This is a genomic window from Acidimicrobiales bacterium, assembly GCA_030747595.1.
In the GTDB taxonomy this organism is placed as follows: domain Bacteria; phylum Actinomycetota; class Acidimicrobiia; order Acidimicrobiales; family MedAcidi-G1; genus UBA9410.
On the sequence record JASLKK010000002.1, the window covers coordinates 32,155 to 56,488 of the forward strand.

The 24,334-nt window shown below is 66.5% G+C and carries 25 protein-coding genes; 19 read left to right on the top strand and 6 right to left on the bottom strand.

The annotated features are described in order from the left end of the window. Nucleotides 1-48 precede the first annotated feature (48 nt). The 4 genes from QF777_01505 to QF777_01520 are packed head-to-tail and all read left to right on the top strand — an operon-like array spanning nucleotide 49 to nucleotide 4,080. Nucleotides 49-1,479, top strand: coding sequence for an MFS transporter (locus QF777_01505; GenBank protein MDP6910226.1), 1,431 nt, complete (start codon nucleotides 49-51; stop codon nucleotides 1,477-1,479). After that, nucleotides 1,476-2,102, top strand: a complete 627-nt coding sequence (tmk, locus tag QF777_01510; protein MDP6910227.1) for a dTMP kinase — start codon at nucleotides 1,476-1,478, stop codon at nucleotides 2,100-2,102. The genes QF777_01505 and tmk overlap by 4 nt, the downstream gene beginning before the upstream one ends. After that, nucleotides 2,099-3,298, top strand: a complete 1,200-nt coding sequence (locus QF777_01515; protein MDP6910228.1) for a hypothetical protein — start codon at nucleotides 2,099-2,101, stop codon at nucleotides 3,296-3,298. Before tmk ends, QF777_01515 begins: the two co-directional genes overlap by 4 nt. Then, nucleotides 3,295-4,080 carry a 2OG-Fe(II) oxygenase gene (locus tag QF777_01520; protein MDP6910229.1) on the top strand — a complete coding sequence of 262 codons (786 nt, stop codon included), beginning with the start codon at nucleotides 3,295-3,297 and terminating at the stop codon, nucleotides 4,078-4,080. The genes QF777_01515 and QF777_01520 overlap by 4 nt, the downstream gene beginning before the upstream one ends. A 28-nt stretch (nucleotides 4,081-4,108) precedes the next feature. Here QF777_01520 and QF777_01525 read toward each other — a convergent pair whose 3' ends face one another. Next, nucleotides 4,109-4,897, bottom strand: a complete 789-nt coding sequence (locus QF777_01525; GenBank protein ID MDP6910230.1) for an SDR family oxidoreductase — start codon at nucleotides 4,895-4,897, stop codon at nucleotides 4,109-4,111. Between the two features lie 60 nt (nucleotides 4,898-4,957). Here QF777_01525 and QF777_01530 point away from each other — a divergent pair, with 60 nt between their 5' ends. Beyond that, a complete protein-coding gene (locus QF777_01530; GenBank protein ID MDP6910231.1) occupies nucleotides 4,958-5,368 on the top strand; it encodes a hypothetical protein in 411 nt (136 codons plus the stop codon). Continuing rightward, nucleotides 5,353-6,222, top strand: coding sequence for an MBL fold metallo-hydrolase (locus tag QF777_01535; GenBank protein ID MDP6910232.1), 870 nt, complete (start codon nucleotides 5,353-5,355; stop codon nucleotides 6,220-6,222). Before QF777_01530 ends, QF777_01535 begins: the two co-directional genes overlap by 16 nt. Before the next feature lie 109 nt (nucleotides 6,223-6,331). Here QF777_01535 and QF777_01540 read toward each other — a convergent pair whose 3' ends face one another. Together QF777_01540 and QF777_01545 are read right to left on the bottom strand one after the other, a co-directional pair. After that, the gene (locus QF777_01540; protein MDP6910233.1) at nucleotides 6,332-7,045 is read right to left on the bottom strand and encodes an alanyl-tRNA editing protein; all 714 of its coding nucleotides are present in this window, start codon (nucleotides 7,043-7,045) and stop codon (nucleotides 6,332-6,334) included. After that, nucleotides 7,042-7,530, bottom strand: coding sequence for a hypothetical protein (locus QF777_01545; GenBank protein MDP6910234.1), 489 nt, complete (start codon nucleotides 7,528-7,530; stop codon nucleotides 7,042-7,044). The genes QF777_01540 and QF777_01545 overlap by 4 nt, the downstream gene beginning before the upstream one ends. Before the next feature lie 165 nt (nucleotides 7,531-7,695). Between QF777_01545 and sucC the strand changes: the two genes are divergently transcribed. The 10 genes from sucC to QF777_01595 all read left to right on the top strand — a co-directional run bounded on the left by sucC (nucleotide 7,696) and on the right by QF777_01595 (nucleotide 19,797). Further along, nucleotides 7,696-8,862, top strand: coding sequence for an ADP-forming succinate--CoA ligase subunit beta (gene sucC, locus QF777_01550; GenBank protein ID MDP6910235.1), 1,167 nt, complete (start codon nucleotides 7,696-7,698; stop codon nucleotides 8,860-8,862). Further along, nucleotides 8,859-9,749, top strand: coding sequence for a succinate--CoA ligase subunit alpha (gene sucD, locus QF777_01555; protein MDP6910236.1), 891 nt, complete (start codon nucleotides 8,859-8,861; stop codon nucleotides 9,747-9,749). Before sucC ends, sucD begins: the two co-directional genes overlap by 4 nt. Before the next feature lie 61 nt (nucleotides 9,750-9,810). Then, the gene (purN, locus tag QF777_01560; GenBank protein ID MDP6910237.1) at nucleotides 9,811-10,434 is read left to right on the top strand and encodes a phosphoribosylglycinamide formyltransferase; all 624 of its coding nucleotides are present in this window, start codon (nucleotides 9,811-9,813) and stop codon (nucleotides 10,432-10,434) included. Beyond that, nucleotides 10,431-12,017 (top strand): bifunctional phosphoribosylaminoimidazolecarboxamide formyltransferase/IMP cyclohydrolase, encoded by a 1,587-nt coding sequence (gene purH / locus QF777_01565; protein MDP6910238.1) that lies wholly within the window; start codon nucleotides 10,431-10,433, stop codon nucleotides 12,015-12,017. The genes purN and purH overlap by 4 nt, the downstream gene beginning before the upstream one ends. Nucleotides 12,018-12,064: 47 nt before the next feature. Further along, nucleotides 12,065-12,916 carry a tetrahydrofolate dehydrogenase/cyclohydrolase catalytic domain-containing protein gene (locus QF777_01570; GenBank protein ID MDP6910239.1) on the top strand — a complete coding sequence of 284 codons (852 nt, stop codon included), beginning with the start codon at nucleotides 12,065-12,067 and terminating at the stop codon, nucleotides 12,914-12,916. 111 nt (nucleotides 12,917-13,027) lie between these two features. After that, a complete protein-coding gene (gene icd / locus QF777_01575) occupies nucleotides 13,028-14,224 on the top strand; it encodes an NADP-dependent isocitrate dehydrogenase (protein MDP6910240.1) in 1,197 nt (398 codons plus the stop codon). Between the two features lie 20 nt (nucleotides 14,225-14,244). Next, nucleotides 14,245-16,104 carry an ABC transporter ATP-binding protein gene (locus tag QF777_01580; protein ID MDP6910241.1) on the top strand — a complete coding sequence of 620 codons (1,860 nt, stop codon included), beginning with the start codon at nucleotides 14,245-14,247 and terminating at the stop codon, nucleotides 16,102-16,104. Then, the gene (locus QF777_01585) at nucleotides 16,101-17,885 is read left to right on the top strand and encodes an ABC transporter ATP-binding protein (GenBank protein MDP6910242.1); all 1,785 of its coding nucleotides are present in this window, start codon (nucleotides 16,101-16,103) and stop codon (nucleotides 17,883-17,885) included. Before QF777_01580 ends, QF777_01585 begins: the two co-directional genes overlap by 4 nt. Continuing rightward, a complete protein-coding gene (locus tag QF777_01590; GenBank protein MDP6910243.1) occupies nucleotides 17,885-18,667 on the top strand; it encodes a PIG-L family deacetylase in 783 nt (260 codons plus the stop codon). The genes QF777_01585 and QF777_01590 overlap by 1 nt, the downstream gene beginning before the upstream one ends. Nucleotides 18,668-18,807: 140 nt before the next feature. Further along, the gene (locus QF777_01595; protein MDP6910244.1) at nucleotides 18,808-19,797 is read left to right on the top strand and encodes a malate dehydrogenase; all 990 of its coding nucleotides are present in this window, start codon (nucleotides 18,808-18,810) and stop codon (nucleotides 19,795-19,797) included. Nucleotides 19,798-19,813: 16 nt separating this feature from the next. On the opposite strand, the gene QF777_01600 is transcribed toward QF777_01595, so the two are convergent. After that, on the bottom strand, nucleotides 19,814-20,161 hold the full coding sequence (locus QF777_01600) for an SCP2 sterol-binding domain-containing protein (protein MDP6910245.1): 348 nt from the start codon (nucleotides 20,159-20,161) through the stop codon (nucleotides 19,814-19,816). Nucleotides 20,162-20,255: 94 nt separating this feature from the next. Here QF777_01600 and QF777_01605 point away from each other — a divergent pair, with 94 nt between their 5' ends. Together QF777_01605 and QF777_01610 are read left to right on the top strand one after the other, a co-directional pair. Then, nucleotides 20,256-20,657 (top strand): PEP-utilizing enzyme, encoded by a 402-nt coding sequence (locus QF777_01605; protein ID MDP6910246.1) that lies wholly within the window; start codon nucleotides 20,256-20,258, stop codon nucleotides 20,655-20,657. After that, nucleotides 20,654-21,811 carry a hypothetical protein gene (locus QF777_01610; GenBank protein MDP6910247.1) on the top strand — a complete coding sequence of 386 codons (1,158 nt, stop codon included), beginning with the start codon at nucleotides 20,654-20,656 and terminating at the stop codon, nucleotides 21,809-21,811. Before QF777_01605 ends, QF777_01610 begins: the two co-directional genes overlap by 4 nt. Nucleotides 21,812-21,836: 25 nt before the next feature. On the opposite strand, the gene QF777_01615 is transcribed toward QF777_01610, so the two are convergent. Both QF777_01615 and QF777_01620 read right to left on the bottom strand, forming a co-directional pair. Continuing rightward, a complete protein-coding gene (locus QF777_01615; protein MDP6910248.1) occupies nucleotides 21,837-22,796 on the bottom strand; it encodes a DUF368 domain-containing protein in 960 nt (319 codons plus the stop codon). Further along, entirely contained in the window at nucleotides 22,793-23,230 is a 438-nt protein-coding gene (locus QF777_01620) for a thioesterase family protein (GenBank protein MDP6910249.1), read from the bottom strand. Before QF777_01620 ends, QF777_01615 begins: the two co-directional genes overlap by 4 nt. Before the next feature lie 49 nt (nucleotides 23,231-23,279). Between QF777_01620 and QF777_01625 the strand changes: the two genes are divergently transcribed. After that, nucleotides 23,280-24,158, top strand: a complete 879-nt coding sequence (locus QF777_01625; protein ID MDP6910250.1) for an alpha/beta hydrolase — start codon at nucleotides 23,280-23,282, stop codon at nucleotides 24,156-24,158. Nucleotides 24,159-24,334 lie beyond the last annotated feature (176 nt).

The window sequence follows — 24,334 nt, forward strand, 5'->3', positions numbered from 1 at the left end:
CGATCGACCGCCCCCGGGTGGTCGACTCCTCTCCCATAGAATGGATGGGTGATTGGAGCGACGGGACGGGACCCGGGCGACCCCCGCCCCGGAGACGAGTTCACTCCCTTCCTGCCGCTGGCGGGTCGTCCGCCGCTACGTACCCGCCTGTTCGGCACTCCGGCATTTTTCCGCCTCTGGATGGCCCAGGTCGTCTCGGCGACCGGCGACTGGTTGGGACTTTTAGCTATCTCGATCCTGGCCATCCGGCTGGGTTCGGGTAACGAGGGAGCTGCCCTCAGTCTGGTGCTAGCGGCCCGCATTGTTCCCGGGTTTTTCTTTGGTCCGGTAGCCGGCGTTCTGGTCGACCGGTGGGACCGCAAGCGCACCATGGTCACCTGTGATGTGGGCCGGGCCATGGTGATGCTGGCCCTGCCGTTCGTGGACACCCTGGTCGGCTTGTTCGTCGCCTCGCTTTTATTGGAGGCGTTCACCATGCTGTGGGGTCCTGCCAAGGAGGCATCGGTGCCTCACGTGGTCCCGGCCGACCAGTTGGCCACGGCCAACTCCCTGTCGCTGGTCGCTGCCTATGGGACCTTTCCCCTCGGGGCGCTGCTCATGGCCCTGTTTGGGCGACTGTCCACGGCCCTGTTTGATTCGTCGTGGGCCGACAACGTGCGACTTGACGACATGGGCCTGGCCTTCTACGCCAACGCCCTCTCGTTCCTGGTCACCGGTTGGCTGATTCTGACACTGAATCTGCCTAAGCGTCCCCGGGCCGAGAAGGACGCTGCGAAGAGTCGCCGGGCCGCCCTGTCCCACCCGATCGCCGAGCTGCGCGAAGGCTGGAGGTTCGCTTTCGTGAACCCGGTGGTCCGCACCGTGAACATAGGTCTAGCCACCGGCCTCATGGGAGGCGGGATGTTGGTGCCTCTCGGGGCCATCTACGCCGACGAGGTCTTGGGTGCCGGAAAGTCGGGTCTGGGCGTACTCATTACGGCACTCGGTCTGGGTGTGGCCGCTGGCGTCGGACTTGTCTCACTGCTGCAGCGACGTCTCGACAAGGCCCGTACCTTCAGCAGGGCCCTGGTCGGCGCGGGGATCTTTCTGGCCTTGGCGGCGTCGATCAGCCAGGTTCACGTGTCGACGGCCATGGTGTTCGGGATCGGGATCTGTGCTGGGTCGGTCTACGTCCTCGGGTTCACCCTCTTGCACGAGAACGTGGACGACGACTTGCGAGGCCGAATCTTCTCGACCTTCTACCTGCTGGTCCGGGGCTGTGTGCTACTGGCCCTGGTCGTCGGGCCGCTCATGGAGGATCTACTAGACCGGCTATCTAGTGTCCTGTGGAACCGCCACGTGGAGTTGTTCGGCGTGGGAATAGATGTGCCTGGGGTGCGCCTGACACTGTGGTTGGCTTCGCTGATCATCCTGGCGTCAGGGGCGCTGGCCGTCGGCTCGCTGAAAGCCGGCGTTCGCCGCGGGGAGGATGTGCCGTGATTGGTCGGTTCATCGCCGTCGAGGGGGCGGACGGCACGGGCAAGAGCACCCAGGCCCGGTTGTTGGCCGAACGCCTTGGGGCGCTGTTCACCAGAGAACCCGGGGGAACGCCGCTGGGTGAGCAGATCCGCGATCTGGTGCTGGACCCGGCTGGCGAGGCCCCGGTGGATCGGGCCGAGGCCCTACTGATGGCAGCCGCCCGAGCACAGCACGTGGACCTGGTGGTGGCACCCGCCCTGGCTGCCGGCCGTGACGTGGTATCGGATCGCTACGTGGCATCGTCGATCGCGTACCAGGGCCATGGTCGTGGGCTTGGTGCCGGGTCGGTCGCCGAGGTAAACGAGTTCGCCACCGGCGGGTTGGCTCCCGATCTGGTGGTCCTGATCGAGGTGGCGGCGCCGGTGGCCGGCAGCCGACTGGGTGAAGACCGCGAAGGGGAGTTGGACAGGATCGAGCAGGCCGGCGACGACCTGCAGGGGGTGGTGGCTGACGCGTACCGGGCAATGGCGATCGCCGACCCGGACCGCTGGGTCATCATCGACGGTGACGGCACGGTCGACGAGGTAGCGGACCGGGTAGCCGCGATGGTCGACGATTGGTTGAATCCGCGGTGGGATTCGTGACTGCCAGCACTGGTGCATTGGCCGTCACCACCCTGCTGGACGAAACGGCGCTTTGGGCCACGGTCGTGGGTCAGGAGTCGGCGGTGGCGCTGCTGCGTCGGGCCGCCGAGCACCCGGTCCACGCCTACCTGCTGATAGGGCCTCCGGGGGCCGGCCGGGCCGAGGCGGCAAGGGCCTTCGCCGGTTCACTGTTTGCTGGGAACGGGTTAGCCGGTCCACCCATTGGAGCTGAGGAGGGTGGATCTGCCGAGGAGGGGAATCGACATCGGGGTCTGGCCGCCGTCGGGCGCCATCCCGACCTGATCCTGGTGGAGCCTGAGGGCCGGGCACTGCTGGTGGCCGACGCCGAGCGGATCACCGTGGAGGGCTGGCGGTCGCCTATCGAGGCCGCCCACAAGGTCATCGTGGTTGACCGCTTTGACACTGCCGAACCGTCTGCGGCGGCCAGCCTGCTCAAGACGATCGAGGAGCCACCCGCCTCGGCGGTGTTCGTCCTGCTGGCCGAGGAGGTGCCTGACGAGCACGTGACCATCGCCTCCCGCTGTATCCGTGTCGACCTACCCCCGATACCCGATGTCGTGGTGGCTGAGACTCTGCTAGCCGACGGGGTGTCCGCCGATCGGATCACCGGGTTGGCAGAAGCCGCGGCAGGCAGCGTGACCCGGGCTCGGCTACTGGCCGCCGACCCGGCTTTCCTAGGCCGACGGGATGCCTGGCATTCCGTGCCCGATCGGTTGGACGGGTCGGGCGCTTCGGTGGCCGTACTGGTCACCGAGCTGCGGGAGCTCATCGACGCTGCCCAAAAGCCGTTGGAAGCCCGTCATCGAGAGGAGATTGAGGCCCTGACAGAGCGCGAGGAGGCGTTCGGTACCCGTGGATCTGGTCGCCGTGAGCTGGGAGAGCGTCAAAAGCGGGAGGTCCGACGGCACCGCGATGACGAACTCCGCTTCGGCCTAGCCACCCTGAGCCGCGCCTACCTGGCGCGGGTCGGCCTGTTGACAGAGAACCTCTGCGCAGAGGTTCTGTCTTCAGGGTCCGAGGCGTTCCTGTCGGCCACCGAGCGGATCACCGAGGCCACTGGTGATCTGGTTCGCAATCCCAACGAGACCCTGCTGCTTCAGGCCCTCCTTCTGGACTTGCCGTCGGCCGATGCTTTGGCCGAGCCGCTCCGGGCCGTCGGGGTGGACCTGGAATGATCCTCGCCGACCCCTCTCCGATGGATGGGTCGTTCCATCTGCTGGACGACCCGGACCACCGAGAGCGTTGTCGGCAGGTGTTGGATGCCGAGGGCGCCTTGGTGCTCGAAGGCTTCTTCACCGCCGAGGCGGTGGCCAGGGTGGTGGCTGACTCAGCGCCCCGGGAGGCCGAGGCGTACTACGCCGCGTCGACCCACAACGTGTACCTAACCCCGCCGGACCCCGCGCTGGCTGCCGACCACCCGTTCAACCGTCAGGTGGTGTCGTCCAAGGGCCTGATAGCCGACGACCAGATTCCGGACGACTCCCCGCTACGGACCGTTTACGACGACCCTTCCTTCCGGGAGTTTCTGTGTGCGGTACTGGGTATCGACGCCGTCTATCCGTACGCCGACGAGCTGTCGTCGATCAACGTCCACTTTGCGGCCCACGGACGTGAGCTGGGCTGGCACTTCGACAACTCCTCCTTTGCCGTGACCATGCTGCTCCAGGCCCCCGAGGCCGGTGGAGCCTTCGAGTACGTGGCCGGGGTGCGCGACGCCGATGCCGGAGAAATGGCGTTTGGCACGGTGGGAGCGGTGCTCGACGGCGACTATTCCGTGGAGACGCTGGCCTTCGCTCCCGGCGACCTAGTTCTGTTCCGGGGACGCAACGCCATGCACCGGGTGACCTCGACCGAGGGCTCGGTGACCCGCCTGCTGGTGGTATTCGCGTTCAACGACCAGCCGGACGTGGCCCTTTCGGATTCGGCCCTGCAGACCTTCTACGGACGAACGTCCTGAACGTCCAGCGTCCCGGCGGGCCGGTCCACTATTCGGGCGTCACGTAGGCGGCGGTCAGTCCACCGTCCACGGAGAAGTCGGTCCCGGTCACGTACGACGATTCGTCAGACGCCAGAAACAGGGCCGCTGCCGCGATCTCGGCCGCCTCGCCGAAGCGGCCCATGGGTACATGCACAAGGCGACGTTGCCGCATCTCTTCGGTGTCCAGGTACGACATCAGCAGTTCGGTTCGCAACGGTCCCGGACACAGGGCATTGACCCGGATGTCTTCCCGAGCGTGGGTTACCGCAAGCTCGCGGGTCATGGCCAGCACCCCGCCCTTGGACGCTGTGTACGCCAGCTGTGGTGTGGCGGCTCCCACCAGGGCCACGAAGCTGGCTGTGTTGATGATCGACCCGCCACCGGATCGACGCAGCGCCGGGATGCCGTGACGGCAGCCGAACCACACGCCCTTGAGGTTGACGTCCATGGTCAGGTCCCAGACGGCCTCCTCGGTGGATTGGGCGTCGCCGTCGGCAGCGAGCATGATCCCGGCGTTGTTGAAGACCACGTCAAGGCGTCCGAAGGCCTCCTCAGCGTCGTTGATCGCTGCGGCAACCGATGTTTCGACGGCCACGTCAGCGGTCAGCCCGACGGCCGTACCCCCTGCCTCGGTGATCTCGTCTACCACGTGGGCCGCGCTGTCACTGTCCCGGTCGACCACCGCCACGGCAGCGCCCTCGGCGGCGAACAGCAGCGCCGACTCCCGTCCGATGCCGGCCGCCGCGCCGGTGATGAAGGTGGCCTTGCCGGCAAGTCGTCCCATGGTGGTCTCCATAGGCCGAGCATCGCACATCTGCACTGTGCCAAGACCGGGTCGCTCTGACAGGCTGTGGAGATGGCGCTAGCGGACTACTCAGAGGTAGTACGCGGTGCCTCCCACCACGACTGCCCGGGTACCTGTGCTTGGGAGGTCGTCCTGGAAGGTGGTCGGGTCGTGCGGCTGCTGAGCGTGGAGGATCACCCGTTCACGGCAGGTGAATTGTCCATCAAAGTGAACCGTTACCTCGACCGGGTCCATGACCCGGATCGGCTACTCACTCCGCTGAACCGGATCCCCGGCACCCCAAGGGGCGAACCGACCTTCGGATTGTTCGGAAGGTGGGGCCCGGGAGTCAACGCCCAGACCAACTCGACGGTTGGCCGACGGCTCGGATCGGTCGCCTTTCATGACACGCTGCTGGAGGTTGCGGGACTGCCTGAGCGGCATGACCCGGTGAGGGCGGAGGGAACATGGCTACGACGGTGACAGTGACCGGCACGGGAACCCCGATCCCTACGCCCGACCGGGCTGGACCGGGGGTTCTGGTGGCCTGGGAGCCTTCAGACGGTGGCGATCCGATCCGTATCCAGGTGGATGCGGGTCGGGGCACGGTGATGCGTTTGCTGGGTGCTGGCACGAGTCCGGGTGGGCTCGCCGCCGTGCTGTTGACCCACCACCATTCCGATCACCTCGTCGGGCTGGACGACGTGCTGCTGACCCGATGGGTCATGGACCGCGACCAGAACCTGCCGGCCCTTCCGGTGGTCGTGCCGGCGGGCCCCTGTGTTCGGTTCGTCGAGGGTCTGGCCGACCGGTGGTCTGAGGATCTCGAGGTGCGCCTAGCCCACACCGGGCGCCAGCAAGGTCCCCGGGTCGACGCCGTGCCCTTCGACTACCCGGCAGTGCCCACCGAGGTCTGGCGATCCGGTGATGTCCGGGTGGTGGCCGGTCAGGTCCGTCACGAACCGGTGCACCCGGCTGTCGGCTTTCGTATCGAGACGCCAGACGGGGTGGTGGTGATCTCGGGCGACACCCTGGTGTGCAACGAGATGGCCGAGCTGGCCGCCGGAGCTGATGTGCTGGTCTACGAGGCGATGCGGTTCAGCGAGATCCAGAAGCTAGAGGAGCACCGGAGGTTCATTCTCGACTACCACGCCGACACTGTGGAGATTGGCTGCCAGGCTCAGGAACTCGACGTGCCGACCCTGATGCTCACCCACCTCATCCCGCCTCCGACGTCGGCGGCAGACGAGGCACTTTTTGTCGATGAGATCCGACGTGGTGGCTATGAGGGCGAGGTCGTGGTGGCCCGGGATCTCACGTCAGTCACTCTCGGTTAATCCCGCCACATGGTCGCCGGGTTCGACGTCGGCGGTCCGGGTCACCGAGCCGCAACCGGTTAAGGGGGGCCACAGCACCACGTTGGAGACAGTAGTGAGGAACGGTCGGTCAGGCGTCGTGGAGGACGAACCGGATCCGCTTGAAGCCCTTCCCCTTTGACTCGGTCTTGACTACCTCGAGGCGACCTACCTGACCGGTGGATGACACATGGGTACCGCCGTCGGCCTGCTTGTCTAGGCCAACAATGTCCACTACCCGGATCTCCGTCACCGAGGCGGGAACCAGACTGACCTTGGTGCGGATGAGCTCGCGGTCCAGCACGGCGGCACCGCGAGCGATGAATGACACCTCGATGGGCCGGTCCGCAGCGATCTCGGCGTTGCACAGAGACTCGACTTCTGTCGCAAACCCCTCGGGTAACTGGTCGACCTCGAAGTCCATTCGGCCCGAGAGGGCATCCATGTTGCCGCCGGTCACCACCCGCTTCCAGTGCTTCCACATGACGCCGCACAGAACATGCATTGCGGTGTGGGTACGCATCATCTGGCGGCGTCGTTCGTCATCCACCTCGCCAGCCACCGGGGTTCCGACGGTGGGGATCGGACCGGCCACCGTGTGCAGGAGGTGTCCGTCGATGGTCCGAACGTCGGTGACGGTGGCCGCACCGGTGGCCCACACCAGATGGCCGGTGTCATGCGGCTGGCCTCCGCTGGTGGCATAGAAGGCCGTGCGGTCCAGTTCAATCCGATTACCGTCCACGGCCACCACCTCAGCTTCGAATGACCGGAGCTCCGCGTCGCGCAGGTAGAGACGTTCAGTCACGGGCTTGTTCCTGCGGTTCGGGCTACATCGATGCGGAGTTCTCCCGCTAGCACCGTCCACGCCAGGGGAGTCAGTCCCGCGCCGTCGGCCGGCCAGGTACTCGTCGAATCACAGCTGTCCACGAACACACCGTCTCCGGTCGCGCCACCGTCGGTGTCCCACTGGACTAGGCATCCGGTACTACCCGGGACCCGGGCTGACACGGCGACCCAGCCGACGGTCGGATCATCGCCGTGGTGATGGACCCAGATTGGGAGCTCGTTGCCCACCAGGTCGGGGAAGGGAACGGGTCCGTTGTCGGCAATCTCGGCGGCCAGGTTGGCAGCGTGGATGCCCCGGAAGTCGGGGTCGCCCAACTGCACCTCGATGGCGTCCGACGATCCGGCGAGCTGCAGGACAACCACCAGGGCTCCCAGAGCGCCGGCGAGACCGACCGCTGTCACGATCAGGGCCCGTTTCATGTTGAGCTGGAGTCCTCGGGCCACGGTCACTGGATGTGGTTTCCCTTCTCAGCTTCGGTGGGTGGGCAGTCAGTGGGCTGGGGTGGACGTCACACCTCCCCAACGGGAGGGCTATCAGGACCCGAGCCTAGGATCGACCGGTCGACGTCGGCGGATGCGCGCCGGCTGGAATCGTCGGGAGGCGACCGGGTGGATCTGTTCGAGTACCAGGGAAAGCAGTTCTTTGCCCGCTACGGCATGCCCGTCTCTGACGGTGAGATTGCCTTCACGGTGGACGAGGCGGTGGCTGCGGCCGAACGTCTCGGTACCCCGGTCATGGTCAAGGCCCAGGTCCACACCGGCGGGAGGGGAAAGGCCGGTGGCGTCAAGTTCGCCGCAACAATCGACGACGTGCGTACCCACGCCACGTCCATCCTCGGCTTGGACATCAGTGGCCATGTGGTAGGGCGGGTTTGGATTGAGAAGGCGTCCGATATAGCCGAGGAGTACTACGCCTCGTTCACCCTGGACCGGTCAGCCAAGAAGCACCTTGGCATGCTGTCAGCTGAAGGCGGCGTGGAGATTGAGACGGTGGCCGAGAAGAACCCCGACGCCATCGCAAAGGTGTGGATAGATCCGGTGGACGGGCTCGACGAGACCACGGCGCGCGAATGGGTGATCGCCGCCGCCCTACCTGAAGCTGCCTTCGAAGGAACGGTGGCCATCCTCCAGCAGCTCTACACGGCCTACGTCGAGGGTGACGCCGACTTGGTCGAGATCAACCCGTTGATCCTGACCCCCGAGGGTCGAGTCCACGTGCTGGACGCCAAGGTCACACTCGACGCCAACTCAACGTTCCGCCACGAGGACTACGCGGCCTTCGACGAGACCCAGACCCGCGACGAACGCGAGACGGCGGCTCATGCCCGGGGTCTGCAGTACGTGGGGTTGGACGGCTCGGTAGGCGTGATCGCCAACGGTGCCGGCCTGGCCATGTCCACGGTCGACGTGGTCAACCAAGTGGGCGGCAGCCCGGCGAACTTCCTGGACATCGGCGGCGGCGCCAACGCCGATGTCATGGCCGGAGCACTGGAGGTCATCAACAACGACCCGGCCGTGCGGTCCATCTTCATCAACATCTTCGGAGGCATCACCCGTGGCGAGGAAGTCGCTAACGGCATTGTGGGCGCCCTCGAACGGGTTGACATCGACGCCCCGATCGTCATCCGCTTGGACGGCACCAACGCCGACGAGGGTCGGGCCATCCTCGAACCACACCTGTCCGACAGTCTGCAGATGGCGCCCACCATGCTTGAGGCGGCCCGTCGGGCCGTGGGTCTGGCCAGTGCGGGTTACGACGAGGGGAGTGCCCGATGAGCATCTTCGTCGACGTCGACACGAAGGTCGTTTACCAAGGCCTGACCGGCAGCCAGGGTCGCTATTACGGCCTGTTGAATCGTGACTACGGCACGCAGGTCGTAGCCGGAACCAATCCCCGTAAGGCCGGAACCGACGTGGATGGCATCCCCATCTACGCCTCGGTCGCCGAGGCGGTCGCCGAGACTGGGGCTACGGCCTCGTGCATCTTCATTCCGGCCCCCGGCGTGCGCGACGCCGTGCTGGAGGCTGCCGAGGGTGGTGTGGAGTTCATCGTGGCCATCACCGAGGGTGTACCGGCCCACGACGAGGCCGAGTTCTACAACCGGCTGAAGCGCGACCATCCCGGTGTCCAGATGCTGGGCCCCAACTGCCCGGGCATCATCTCGCCGGGACAGGCCAACATCGGCATCACCGCCGGCCACATCGCCCTGCCCGGCGGACCGGTCGGCATCGTGAGCCGATCAGGCACGCTTACCTACCAGGCGCTGTACGAACTCAAGGAGAAGGGCATCGGCTGCACCACGTGCGTGGGCATTGGTGGCGATCCCGTTCCGGGCACGTCGTTCATCGATTGCCTCCGGGCCTTCGAGGCCGACCCTGAGACGAAGGCCGTGATGATGATCGGTGAGATCGGAGGGTCTGCCGAGGAGGAGGCCGCCGAGTTCATTGCCGAACACATGACCAAGCCCGTGTCGGCTTACGTGGCCGGCGTGACGGCGCCCGCAGGAAAGAAGATGGGCCACGCCGGTGCCATCGTCTCTGGTGGACGGGGCACAGCGGCCGCCAAGATGGAAGCCCTACGCGATGCTGGTGTGCGGGTGGGTCTGAACCCCACCGAGGCTGGCGAACATATGGCTGACATCGTCTCTGAAATGGGTGGCTGAGCGGGCCACTGAGCCGAACCGCCCGGAAGCCGTCCGAACTGTCGCTGGTACGGTCGTCAACATGTCGCTGGCGGTACTGGTCTCGGGTACCGGTTCGATCCTGGATGCCATGGTCGACGCCGGCCTGCCCGTGGCCCTCGTGGTCTCGGATCGACCGTGCACCGCGGTTTCGCGGGCCGCTGGACACGACATCGAGACGGTGGTGATCCGCCGCCACTCCTTCAGCGATGACTTCGACCGTGACAGCTATTCAGCCATGCTGGCTGACTGGCTGGGCGAACGGGGTGTGACCTTGGTGGCCATGGCTGGCTTCGGCACCATCCTTGGTCAGCCCTTCCACGACCGCTTTGCCGGCCGGGTGCTCAACACCCACCCGGCCCTGTTGCCGGCCTTCCCGGGCTGGCACGGTGTGCGTGATGCCCTAGCAGCGGGTGTAGAGGTCACGGGTTGCACCGTCCACCTTGCCACCCTCGAGGTGGACGCCGGTCCGATTCTCGCCCAGCAGGAGGTGCCCGTCTGTCCCGACGACGACGAGGTCTCGCTGCATGAACGCATCAAGGTGGTCGAGCGTCGCCTGTACGTCGACACCCTGCGGGCGGTCCTCGATGGCGATATCTCGCTCGAATCGGTCCAGTCTCGATCCGCATCCGCCTCTGAGCCCGCAACTAAAGGAGCCACCTCGTGAGCCCCGCCACCAAGCCCAGTTCCCGTCGTGCCCTGCTCTCTGTCTACGACAAGGTGGGCATCGTGGACCTGGCCCGTGGCCTGGTGGATCTGGGGTGGGAACTGGTGTCCAGTGGCGGGACGGCATCACTTCTGGCCGGCGAGGGCATTCCAGTGATCGAGGTGGCTGAGATCACCCAGGTGACAGAGATGCTGGGTGGGCGGGTCAAGACTCTCCACCCGATGGTCCACGGAGGGATCCTGGCTGACCGATCCGACCCGTCCCACGTGCGCGACCTGCGAGAGCGGGGCATCACCCCCATCGACCTGGTGGTGGGGAACCTCTACTCGTTCTCGTCGGATCCGCACATCGAACTGATCGATATCGGTGGGCCGACCATGGTCCGTGCCGCGGCCAAGAACCACGCCCACGTCGGCGTGGTCGTGGACCCGGCCGACTACGACGGTCTGTTGGCTGAACTGCGGGCTGACGGGTCGCTATCGGATGCGACCCGCCACCAGCTGGCCCGGGAGGCGTTTGCTCACACTGCGGCTTACGACGCCGCGATCGTCCAGTGGTTCGACGGACCGGATTCGGGCAGGCCCGACGCGGACGGGTCTGGTGCCAGTGATCCCGATCCGCTCAAGCCGTCGATGCATCTGGCGCTGGAGCGCGTTCAGGACCTCCGCTACGGCGAGAACCCCCACCAGGTGGGGGCCCGGTACCGCACAGTCGGTTCGTCGGGATGGTGGGATACCGCGGTGGTGCACGGCGGCAAGGCCATGTCGTATCTGAACCTGTTGGACACTGAGGCGGCGTGGCGTCTGGTCCACGCCCTGGGTGATCCTGGTGTGACAGCGGGTGCCGACGAGCCGACGGCGGTGGTCATCAAGCATGCCAACCCGTGCGGGGCGGCGGTCGGTGTTGACATCGCCGAGGCCTACGTGGCGGCCCACGAGTGCGACCCGGTCTCGGCGTTCGGCGGGATTGTGGCCGTCAACCGACCGGTGACCTTGGCCATGGCCGAGTCGCTGTCGACGGTGTTCACCGAGGTGGTGGTGGCACCAGACTATGAATCCGATGCCCTAGCCCACCTCCAGCAGAAGGCCAACCTACGGATCCTTGAGGCCGAGCCGCCCACCTGGCCGGAACTCGACGTACGGGTCATCGACGGAGGTCTGCTGGTCCAGACTGCTGACCGGCTGGTCGCCGAGCCGTCCCAGTGGCAGGTGGTGACCGAGCGAGAACCCACAGTTGGGGAGTGGGCCGATCTGGTCTTCGCTTGGCGGGTAGCTGCCCGGGTCAACTCCAACTCCATCGTGCTGGCTAAGGGCCTTCGGGCGGTGGGTATCGGCGCCGGCCAGCAGAACCGCCGCGATGCCGGACGGATCGCCGCGGACAAGGCAGCCGGGCGGGCCGCTGGTGGCGCATGCGCCAGTGACGCCTTTTTCCCGTTTCGTGATGGCCTGGACGCGGCGGCCGAGGCGGGGGCCAGCGCGGTGGTCCAGCCCGGCGGGTCGATACGTGACGATGAGGTGATCGCGGCGGCGAACGAACAGGGTATGGCCATGGTCTTCACCGGGGAACGGCACTTTCGCCACTGATCGGCGCCAGGCAAAGGGCCGGGCGGGCGCCGATAGCGTTCCCGCCCATGAGTGCACAACTTCTCGAAGGAGGACCGGTCGCTAAGGCTGTCCTCGACGACGTCCGTATCCGGGTCGACGCTCTGAAGGCCGCCGGGATTACCCCGGGCCTGGGCACCATCCTCGTTGGGGACGACGGGGCGAGCGCCGGCTACGTCCGCAAGAAGCACGAGACCTGCGAGTTGGTGGGCATCGCGTCCCACCACATCCAGGTGGTGGCCGGCGACCCTCCGGCGGCCCTCGACGAGGCGGTGGCAAATTTCAACGAGGATCCGACGGTCCACGGCTACATCATCCAGCATCCGGTGGCCGACGGTTTCGACTTCAACGCCGCCCTGTTGGCCATGGATCCGGCCAAGGACGCCGACGGCCTGCACCCCACCAATCTGGGTCGCCTCGTCCTCCAGGAGGACGGCCCCGTGCCGTGCACCCCGGCGGGCATTCAGGCCCTGTTCGTCCACTACGACATCGAGATCAGCGGGAAGCATGTGGTGGTTATCGGGCGTGGCCCGACTCTTGGTCGACCCCTGTCTCTGCTCCTGACCACCAAGGCACCGGGGGCCAACGCCGCAGTGACCGTGGTGCACTCGGCGGTGCCCGACCTGGCCGATCTGACCCGTGAGGCCGACATCGTGGTGGCCGCCCTAGGCGTGCCGTCCTTTGTCCAGCCCGAGATGGTCAAACCCGGTGCGGTCGTGGTGAGTGGCGGGATCTCCTGGGAAGGAAAGAAGCTTTTGGCCGACGTCGACGAGTCGGTCGGCGAGGTCGCCTCGTGGATCACGCCGCGCCTTGGTGGCGTGGGGCCGACCACTGTGGCCATGCTCCTTCGCAACACTGTCGAGGCCGCCGAACGCGCCTGAGGCTCAGGCCGAGCCGGTTCGGTTCGGCACCAAGCGCGACCCCGTCTGACGCATCGACCGCCGTCCGGACCAGACGGGTCCCTCGGGGCCTCGAATCGGTAGGGTCAAACCATGGCAGACAAGATCACCATGGGTGTCGACGGCGCTTTGCAGGTGCCCACCGATCCGATCATTCCGTTCATCGAAGGCGACGGCACCGGCATCGACATTTGGCCGGCGGCCCGCCTTGTATTGGACGCCGCCGCGGCTAAGCACGGCCACACCGTGGAGTGGAAGGAGGTCCTCGCCGGTGAGAAGGCCTACAACGAGACCGGTGACTGGCTTCCCCAGGAGACGGTCGACATCTTTTCCGAGTACCTGATCGGCATCAAGGGCCCGCTGACCACGCCGATCGGCGGTGGATTTCGCAGTCTGAACGTGGCCCTTCGCCAGATTCTTGACCTATATGTGTGCCTCCGCCCGGTGCGTTGGTTCCAGGGTGTCCCATCGCCGGTGAAGCACCCTGAACTGGTCGACATGGTCATATTCCGTGAAAACACGGAGGACATCTACGCCGGCCTTGAGGTCGAGGCCATGACGCCCGACGCCCTCAAGTTGCGCGAGCTTCTCGAGGACGCCTTCGGGTGGCGGATCCGTGAGGATTCAGGCATCGGTATCAAGCCGATCTCCAAGACCGGTTCGCAGCGCCTTCAGCGGGCGGCCCTGCAGTACGCGGTGGATCGCGGGCTTCCCCGGGTCCACTGGGTACACAAGGGCAACATTATGAAATTCACCGAGGGCGCTTTCCAGAAGTGGGGCTACGAACTGGTCCGCGAGGAGTTCTCTGACGTGGCGGTGGGCTGGGACGACTGTGACGGCGACCCGGGCGATCGGGTCCTCGTGCAGGATTCCATTGCCGACATAGCCCTCCAGCAGGTGCTGACCCGACCGGCAGAGTTCGACGTGATCGCCACCATGAACCTCAACGGCGACTATCTGTCTGATGCCTTGGCCGCGCAGGTCGGGGGAATCGGCATTGCCCCGGGTGGCAACGCCAACTACGTCACCGGGCACGGCATCTTCGAGGCCACCCACGGCACGGCGCCCAAGTACGCCGGACAGGACAAGGTCAACCCGTCATCGGTGCTTCTGTCGGGCGTGCTCATGTTCGAACACATCGGGTGGCAGGATGCGGCCGATGACATCGTTCGAGCCGTGGAGTCGGCAGTGACCGACAAGGTCGTGACCTACGACTTCGCCCGCCTGATGGACGGTGCGACCGAGGTGAAGTGCTCGGAGTTCGCCTCGGCCGTCGTCGACCGGCTCTGAGTACGCGACCCGGGCACCTCGTGCCCGAGAGTGTGGTGCGTCGCGGAGGACGGCTGATCTGGCGGTCACTGCGTCTGCATCCGTGGTCCCATGCGGCGGCCATCATGGGGGCCAACGTGTTCGCCCTAGCCGTGGTGGGCTTCACGGTGGTGATCGGTCGGATCACCGACGAGGTGATCGTCCCTGGGCTGGATGACGACGGCGTGTCGCGACGCTCGCTGCTGATCGCTGTGGCCGTGGTGGTAGCTGTCGGGGTGGTCAGGGCCCTGTCGATCATGGTTCGCCGCTGGTTCAACATGCTGGCCACCGTGAGTACCCAGCGCACGTGGCGTGAGGCGGTCACCGACCGGTTCCTGGATGTGCCCCTGGCCTTCCACCGGGCTCGGCCCGCTGGCCAGTTGCTGGCCCACGCCGATGCCGACGTGGAGGTAGCGACCTCGATGCTCAAGCCGTTGGCCTTCTCGTTGTCGGTGATCGTGCTGGCTGTGGCATCCCTCGTCAGCCTCCTGGTTGTTCACCCGTGGTTCGCTTTGGTGGCCGTGGTGATGTTTCCCACGTTGACTCTTCTGAATCGGCGATTCACCCGGAAGGTGGAGGCTCCGGCCGCCGCCGGACAGGAGGCCGTTGGCGTCTTGTCAGGCATTGCCCACGAGAGCTTGGATGGCGTTCTGATCGTCAAGACGTTGGGTCGGGAGGCCGCCGAGGTGGACCGATTCTCCGATGCGGCCAATGACCTCCGGAACCACCGTCTGGCGGTTGGCAGGCTCCGCTCGAGATACGCCCCCCTCTACTATTCGCTGCCCCAGATCGGGATCATCGTCCTGCTGCTGGTGGGGGTGTGGTTGGTCGACAGCGGCTCGGTGACCATTGGCGAGGTGGTCCGGGCCATGTCGTTGTTCAGCATCCTGACCCTGCCCATGGAGATCCTGGGGTTCCTGTTCCAGGAGATGCCCCGGTCCGTGGTGGCTATGGATCGGATCGACGGGGTGCTGGCCGAGGCGATCGAGCCCCGGCCCGAGGCCAGCACGGGTTCCGCCCGACATGACGCAGGACCGGTTGTCGTCGAGTTCGAGGCCGTGGCCTTCACCCATCCCGACGGTCTCGAGGTGCTCCGTGACCTCGACCTGCGACTAGAGCCCGGCGAGTCGGTGGCCCTCGTCGGCGCCACGGGCTCGGGAAAGAGCACGGTGGTGGCTCTGCTGGCCGGCCTGGTACCCCCAAGTAGCGGCGAGGTCCGCATTGGAGCTAAGGCGACCACCACACTGGGTCCCGAGGGGGTGGCCGTCTCGGTGGCCACCGTCCTCCAGGAGACATTCCTGTTCGCTGACACGGTTCGGGCGAACCTGACGCTGGGTCGCGATGTAGGCGACGAGGAGTTGGCTGCTGCCCTGGACGTCGCGGCGGCCACTGATTTCGTGGCCGGCCTTACCGAGGGACTGGACACCGTGGTCGGTGAGCGGGGAGTGACCCTGTCTGGTGGCCAGCGGCAACGTCTGGCTATTGCCCGGGCCCTGCTCCGACGCCCCGCCGTGCTGGTGCTGGACGATGCCACGTCGGCCATCGACCCGGTGGTCGAGGCGGGGATCCTGAACACACTGCGTCGCCCCACCGATCACGAGTCGGATCGGCTAGTGGCGGGCTCCCCACTGGCGCGTCCCACCCTCCTAGTGGTGGCCCATCGTCTGGCCACCATTCGGTTGGCCGACCGGGTGCTGTTCCTCGACGGCGGTCGGATCGCTACTTCGGGAACCCACGAGGAACTCCTCGAGGTGGAGGGCTATGCGGCTCTGGCTAGGGCCTACGAACTAGCGGGCGGGGTTTCGGTGGCGACTGGTTCGGTGGGCCCGACTGGGTCTAGACCGATCGGGGAGCCCCGGTGAGCGACGCTGATCCCCGTCGCATCGAGGGGGTGAGTGCCCTATCGGTGCTGCGCCGCGGCATGGCGGCCTCGCCCGAACTGCGGGTGGGCCTTCCCCAGACGGTGGCCATGGCGATGTCAGTGGCCGGAGGAAAACTTCTGGTACCGCTGCTCATTCAGGCCGTGATGGACCTGTCGATCACCAACGACGGCATACACATGGGTCGAGCGGTGGCGCTCTGTGTTGGGGCCACGGTGCTGGTGGTGGCCAGCATTCAGTTGGGGAAGGTGACCTACTTTCGTCTCGTCCGCACCGCCGAGAACGTCCTGCTGGGCCTCCGGGTCCGCACGTTTGAACACCTCCACCGGTTGAGCCTGGCCGAGCACACGACATCACGGAAGGGTGTGCTCACCGCCCGGGTGACCAGCGACGTGGAGACGCTCACCCAGTTCGCCCAGTGGGGGGCCATTGCCTGGATTATCGACTCGGTCCAGATAGTCACCGTGCTGATCATCATGGCGGTCTACTCGTGGCAGCTGACTGTGGTGGTCCTGGTGCTGCACCTTCCGCTGCTGCCCATCCTGCGGTGGATGCAGTCCCGTCAACTGGTGGCGTACGAGGATCTTCGGACCCGGGTATCAGACACCCTTGGGATCGTTTCTGAGTCGGTCCACGGGGTCGAGGTGGTTCGGGCCTACGGCCATCGCGAGTCCATGCGGGGTCGGGTTCGAGCGGCCATTGACTCCCAGTTCGACCAGCAGATGAAGGCCGCCCGGTACTTCTCGCTGATCCTGCCGTTGAGCGACGTATTCGGGGTGACGGCTATTGCCGCGGTTATCGGCGCCGGCGTGTGGTGGGGCGATGCGTGGGGTGTGAGCTCAGGCCAGTTGGTGGCTTTCATCTTCCTGTGCAACCTGCTGGTGGCGCCAATCAGCGAGCTTGGAGAAGTGCTCGACCAGACCCAGACGGCGTTGGCCGGCTGGTGGAAGATCCTCGATGTGCTTGACACCGAGGTGGACCTGATCGATCCGTCCACACCACTGCCGCTGCCCGTTGGGGCACTGGCCGTGCGGGCCGAGGCAGTCGAGTTCCGCTACCGGACCGGTGGTCCGGTGCTCCACGGGATCGACGTCGATCTGGCCGCCGGCGCGTCGGTGGCCGTGGTGGGCGAGACCGGATCAGGAAAGACCACCTTCGCCCGCCTGCTGACCCGTCTGGCCGACCCCACCGGAGGCCGGATGCGCGTCGGTGGGGTGGACCTCCGGGACGCTTCGCCGGAGGATCGCCGTCGCTCTATTCGGATGGTTCCTCAGGACGGCTTCTTGTTCGACACGTCGGTCGCCCAGAACATCCGGTACGGACGGGTGGGCGCCACCGATGCCGACGTGATCGACGCGGTCGAGGCCCTCGGACTGACCGCTTGGGTGTCCGGTCTGGTGGACGGGATCGACACCCGGGTGGGTGAACGGGGCGAGGGGTTGTCGGTCGGTGAGCGCCAGTTGGTGGCCCTGGCGAGGGCGCAGCTAGCCGACCCCGGCCTGCTGGTGCTCGACGAGGCGACCTCGGCGGTGGATCCGGAGACCGAGACGACGTTGGAGCGGGCCATGGAGCGGCTGGCCGCCGGGCGAACCACGGTCAGTGTGGCCCACCGGTTGTCGACCGCCGAGCGTTCTGATTTGGTACTGGTGTTCGATGATGGTCGGATCGTCGAGTCCGGACCCCACACCGAACTGGTGGAGCGGGGTGGGGTCTACGCCGGCCTGTACGCCTCATGGCTGGGCGGCACCCGGCAACTGTCCTGATGGTGGCACCGCTCGATCCGGTGGCCGGTCGCAGGGCCACCGACTGGGACGACGTGGTGGCTCGCCTGCCGGAAATTGACCCCTGGCCACCGGACGGTCCGATCGTGCTGGTGGCCCCCCATCCCGACGACGAGTTGCTGGCCGCTGGCGCCACGCTGGCTGCGGCGTCCGACGCCGGTACAGAGATCCGGGTGCTGGCCGCTACCGACGGCGAGCTGTCCCATCCGCATCTGTCCGATGCCGGTCGGCGCGACCTAGTGGAGCGACGTCTAGCCGAAACTGCAGCGGCCTACGTGGCCGCGGGGATCGAGCCCACCCGAACGAGGCTGTCGCTACCCGACTTCGGTGCCCACGGGGATGCTGACGCCTGGGGCATCGCGCTCGCTGCAGGTCTAGTACCGCTGCTGGATGGAGCCTCCGTCTGTCTGGCGCCGTGGCCTAGCGACGGCCATCCGGATCACGACGTGTGCGGGCGGGTGGCTGCCATCGTGGCCGCCGACGCCGGCGTAAAATTGATTTCGTTTCCGGTCTGGTCATGGAACTGGGACGATCCCAGTGGCCCGCAGATTCCGTTCCCGCAGGCTGCCCGGTTCGACCTCGACAGTGACCTGCTGGACAGGAAGCGGGCCGGCATCGACGCCTACGCCAGCCAGATCCGATCGGAGGACGGACGCCGACCGGTGCTGCCGGCGGAGTTTCTGGCCCACTTCACCCGCCCCGCCGAGGTCTTCCTTCTCCCGCCCGATTGGCTGCCTGACGGCTGCTCCGGCCCTGGAACCTGAGCCCTCTGTCACCCGGGCGCGGTGGGGACCGCTCGGGAACCGATCGGTAGCCTCGGGTGTGACCTCCTGCGAGCAGGCCCCGCTTGCATTCCAGTAACCAGTAGTCCCAGAAACCCGTCTCCCCGAAATAGGAGCCCACCATGAGTGCCACACCCATTCGCGTCGCCGTCACCGGTGCCGCCGGTCAGATTGGCTACAGCCTCGTCTTCCGCATCGCCAGTGGTGCGCTCCTAGGTTCAGACCAGCCGGTCATCCTCCAGATGCTGGAGATCCCACCGGCCATGGGTGCGCTCGACGGCGTAGCCATGGAACTCGACGACTGCGCCTTCCCGTTGCTGGCCGGCATGGTCCTGAGCGATGACCCGGGTACCGCCTTCGAGGGTGCCGACGTGGCACTGCTGGTCGGCTCCCGCCCCCGGAGTGCGGGCATGGAACGCCAGGATCTACTCGAGGCCAATGGGGCCATCTTCACCGTGCAAGGTCGGGCACTGAACGATCACGCATCCGACGACCTGAAGGTTCTGGTGGTCGGTAACCCGGCCAACACCAACTGCCTCATCGCCATGAATAGCGCGCCGGACGTTCCCGATGAACGCTTCACCGCCATGATGCGTCTGGACCACAATCGGGCCATGACCCAGGTAGCTCAGAGGGCGAGCGTTCCAGTGGCCGACGTGTCCCGAATGACGATCTGGGGTAATCACTCGGCCACCCAGTATCCGGACCTGTTCCACTGCGAAGTGGGCGGCCGGTCGGCGGCGACCGTCATCGACGACCAGGCTTGGCTAGAGGGCGAGTTCATTCCCACTGTGCAGCAACGCGGGGCAGCCATCATCGCTGCCCGGGGCGCATCGAGCGCAGCGTCGGCGGCCAACGCGGCCATCAACCACGTACACGATTGGGTGTTGGGCACCGGTGAAGGTGACTGGGTGAGTATGGGTGTGCCATCCGACGGCAGCTACGGCGTGCCCGAGGGGCTGCTATGTGGCCTGCCCGTCACGTGCATAGATGGCCGCTGGTCGGTGGTGCAGGGTCTAGAACTTAACGAGTTCTCCCGTGCCCGGATCGACGCTTCGGTGGCTGAGCTGGAGTCCGAGCGCGAGATGGTCCGGGGCCTCGGCTTGGTCTAGGTCGAAGACTGCCGTTTCAACAGCTGGCGAACAGGTCGCCGAGGTCGTCGAGCACATCGCGGTTGGCGACCAGTGTGCGTGGATCACCGTGCAGGAGCAGATCGCCGTCGATTACCGCACGGAGCGGGTCCAGAGATCCGTCGGCCATGGCCAGGGCAGTGGCCCGTTCGGCCTGAAACGACACATCGGGTGCTTCGGCCGGGCCGGCATCCACCCGGATCTCGCCGTGGGCCACCGTCAGGTGCCACGCGGGGCCGTCAACCACCCGGTACTCCAAGACCAGGGTGATACCGGTGGACACCGTCCGTCCGCGGGCCGCGTCGGCCAGTGCCTCAATCCATGCATCGGTGAGCGGTTCGGCCATCTGTCAGAGCCTAGGAGCGGGCCACAGCCTGATGGGAGGGTAAGGGTCGGCCTGGTGTCGGTGGTCGGGTCGTCACGGCTACGGTCCCGTCCCAATGACGGAGCAGCGGGAAGTCGGCCGGGGACAGAAGACCTACGACTTCGGAACCGTGCGCGGTCGGTGGCTTCGCCTCGAGAACGCCGAGGACGTTCTGGACCTTATGGACCGTGAGACGGGGGCGGAGGGCGTGGTGGCCGTGATCCGCGATGCTGGGGCCACCTTCCTGGGCCCCATCTTCGACGAGTTGACCGGCGTGGTGTGCACGGGCGGGACCATCCGGAGCCATATCGGGATCATCAGTCGGGAATACCGGATCCCCGGGGTCATCGCCTTCGAGTTCGACACCGTGGGTGTCTCCGAGGGAGAACCCGAGGGCGCGGCTGAGCTGGCGAACGACACCGTGGTGGAGTTGGACGGGGCGGGCGTCGACGGTGTGGTCCGGACTGCGACCCCGTGAGCGAACCCGAGATCGACACGTCTGTGCGTGACCGGGTCAACGGTCGGATCCGGGCCATCAATCCGGTCACCCAGCGCCTGGTGGCCGAGCGCACGGCGTATTCATCCCAGCTCATTCCGGTCACCCAGTATGTAACGGTCTCGTGTATCGAGGCCTTCCTGCGGTATCCGTCGGCTGTAGAGGTCATCACCGCTGCCCGCGCCCCCGAGGAGATTGGGGCTATGGCACGCCGGCCCGGCTGCCAGGCCGACTCGGTGTTCCTGTGGGGAGTTGCCAACTTCTTCCTCATCGGCCGCAACGTCATGAACATGGTCGAGCCGACGATCGACGCCGGCTCGGCCGGTCTGGCCCGAGCCGACATGGTGCTGGATTTTTGGGCCCGGACCTCGCAGGCTTACCGCGGTGGCGCCCACCTCCACGCGGCGGAGGTGGGCGACCGTCTGGACGTGATGGACGTCGGGACGGTCAAGGCCCTGACCGCCGGGACGACGCCGGTCGATCACGAGCGTCGGGACCGGATCCGCCGGGCCAACGCCACCATTATCAACCACCTGTTCCTCCTCTACTTCGACACCCGGGTGGGGCACGGCGACACCGGGCCGTACCCCCTGGGTGACGGACGAACGCTGGTAGTACGCGACTACTTCCGACTGGGACGCAGCGACTTCGCGTGGTCCGGCGTGGCCGACGCCGTTCCGTTCTCCAACCTGACGGCTGCCCTCGTGCTGGACGAAGACGTTGACGTGTCGATTACCGACTATGGCACCACGGTGTCGTCGCCGGAGGACTATCTGGACCATCTGGTGGGCTTCGGCCTGTGGACTACTGACGGGGTGGGGCCTGATGGGGGATCGGATGGATCCCTCCGACCGCTGACCGATGACGATCTCGACCGGGTGGCAGCGGCTTGCCGGGCGGCTCAGAAGCAGCACTACCGCGACATCGTGGCCATGGAGCGGGACCAGCGGATCGCCTGTGGGGCCTACGTCTACTTCACCTTTCTACGACCCTTCGCCGAGTTGGCCGGGGTGGCCGACGAGATCGACTGGACGTGTCCGCGCGACACGCCCGACGATCTCTACCCGTTGGTAACCGCCGACGGTGATCCGCCGGACAGTGATCCCGACACCGATCCCTTCCCCCCCTACGAGTGAACCCGGTGTCCGGCCAGGGGTTACTTCACCGACGAGCCAGACGTTCCACGCCCAGCACCACGACCACGGCCAGACCGGCCAGCAGGACTGGTACCGCCAGTCCACCAGCCGTATCGGGCCAACCCAGCCCGGCACCTCCGACAGCGTCATCGGCGTGGCGACTCACGACCCCCACACCGTGGGGCCATGGCCATAACACCCGGCCAGAGCCGATGAGCAGGCCCACCATGACGGCCAGCACGTCGTCTGCCCGCTCGTCGAGCAGACGCGACAGCACCGTGGAGAAGCAGGAGAGGCCAACCACTGCTCCGGCTCCGAAGATCGCCGCGTCGGCCAGCATCCGCTCGTCGACGATGTCAATCACAGTGGCGTACATGCCCAGCATGAGCAGGAGGAACGATCCGGATATTCCGGGCAAGACCATGGCGCAGATGGCCACAGCGCCCGAAGCAAACAGGGCGAGCGCCGATGGATCGGTCACCGGGGGGCCCTGCCATCCGAGGGCCACGAACAGGGTGAGGCCGACGATCCCCGTGACGACTAGGCGCCAGACGGTCCATGCCACCTCTCGCTGGGCGACCATCACCGAGGCGGTCACCAGCCCGAGGAACAGGCCGGCCATGGGCTCCGGGTGATCGATGAGGGCACCCTCGACCACTCCGGCGAGCAGCGCCACGGCACCCAGCAGGCCGACCAGCAGCGGGATGATGAACGTCCAGTTGAGGCGGCGCAGTTGGAGGACGGCCCCCCGTAGGTCGCCTCGGACGAGGCGGCCGAGTCCTCGGGCGCCATCTCCGAGGCTGCCGATAAGGCGGTCGTAGATACCTGTGAGCAGGGCGATGGTGCCGCCCGAGACCCCGGGCACCACGTCAGCTGCTCCCATGGCCGCACCCCTCCCGACCATCCCCATCGCCTCCCGCAACCCGGGAGAGCGTTGCTGGCCGGTGCTCTCGCGGTGGCCGGCCCCGCTGTCCTGGCCGGTCATGTCGTAGGCGTCGTGTCGGCGACCAGATACGGACTGAGGCGGTCAGCCATGGTCGCTGGTAGGCGGGTGGGTCGACCGTTGCTCCCAGTGACCGCGGCGACCACCTCCTGGGTGGCTAGCAGGTGTTCGGTCCCGGTTTCGAGATCAGCCCGCAGAATCCGCTGCCCCCATCGTGACGAGGCACGTCGGATCTCCAGCACCTCGGTCTCCACGATCAGAGTGTCACCGCCCATCGCAGAGGCCAGGAACCTCGTGGCGATCTGGGTAACCACAAAGCGGTAGCCCTCGCCTTCTAAGCCTTGGAGGCCCAGACCGGCCTCGTCCAGCAGCTCAACCCGTCCGGTTTCGAACAACTGCACGTAGACGCTGTGGTTCAGGTGGCCGTAGGGGTCGAGTTCGTAGAAACGAACCTTCACAGGGTGGCGGTGGGACACGGCGGCGACGCTAGCCCCGCCCCCGGAGGTCACCGGTACCCTCGACGTCGTGACTGAACCGACGTCGTTTGCCGTCGAGATTTTCTCGGAATGCTTCGAGTCGACGGGTCTCGGTGCTGGTGCCGTCGACCGTGATGGGGAGACGGAAGCCCTACCGATCCTGCTGGTGGCGGGAGCTGATACCCACTGCACCAGTTGGACGCCGGCGCTCATCGAGCCCCTGACGGCCCTCGGCCACCGGGTGGTCCGCTACGACCATCGTGACAGCGGCCTGTCAACCAAGGTCCCGACGAATGTCGGCTACACCCTGGACGACCTGGCCAATGATGCACTGACCGTGATGGATGCCCACGGGATTGACCGGGCCCACGTGATCGGTCGATCCATGGGTGGCATGGTCGGCCAGTTGCTGGCGCTAGACCATGCCGACCGGGTGGCCACCCTGACCCTGGTCTGTTCGACCCCGGGCCTGGGTGACGATCGGCTTCCGATGGCCGCCGACTGGTTGGTGGATCGGATGACCGAGAGGTTGTTCGCCGAGCCTCCCGAGACCGGAGCGGCCCGGGCGGCGTGGATTGTGGAGCAGGGCGAGTGGTTCGCCGGGTCTCGTCACCCGGTGCCAACCACCGATCGGCTCCAGATAGCGGTGGCCGAGGTGGATCGCTGCTGGTACCCGGAGTCCGGCCACGGTGTGGCCGTCAGTGCTTCGCCGTCGCGTCTGGATCGTCTGGATGGGATCGAGCGACCCACGTTGGTCGTGCACGGCACGGCCGATCCGGTGTTCAGCGTCGAGCATGCTCTGGCGCTCGCCGACGGGATCCGGGGTGCCGAGCTCTGGCTGGTCGAGGAACTCGGCCACGAGCTACCTGACGGCTTGGTGCCCGAACTGTTGTCGCGTCTCCGGATACATCTGAACCGGGCTAGTTGAGCCTGAACGCGAAGGCGACGCCCTTCCGGCGGGTGGAAGGACGCCGCCATCGCCGGGCCCGGTTTCGAGCCGTCGCGCGTCAACGTTCTCCGTGGCCCAGTAGGGCTCTGGTCGAGAGAGCGTGAGGGGACCAACTCGTTCGGCGGGCCTCGAACTCACCCGTTGGGCGGTGATCG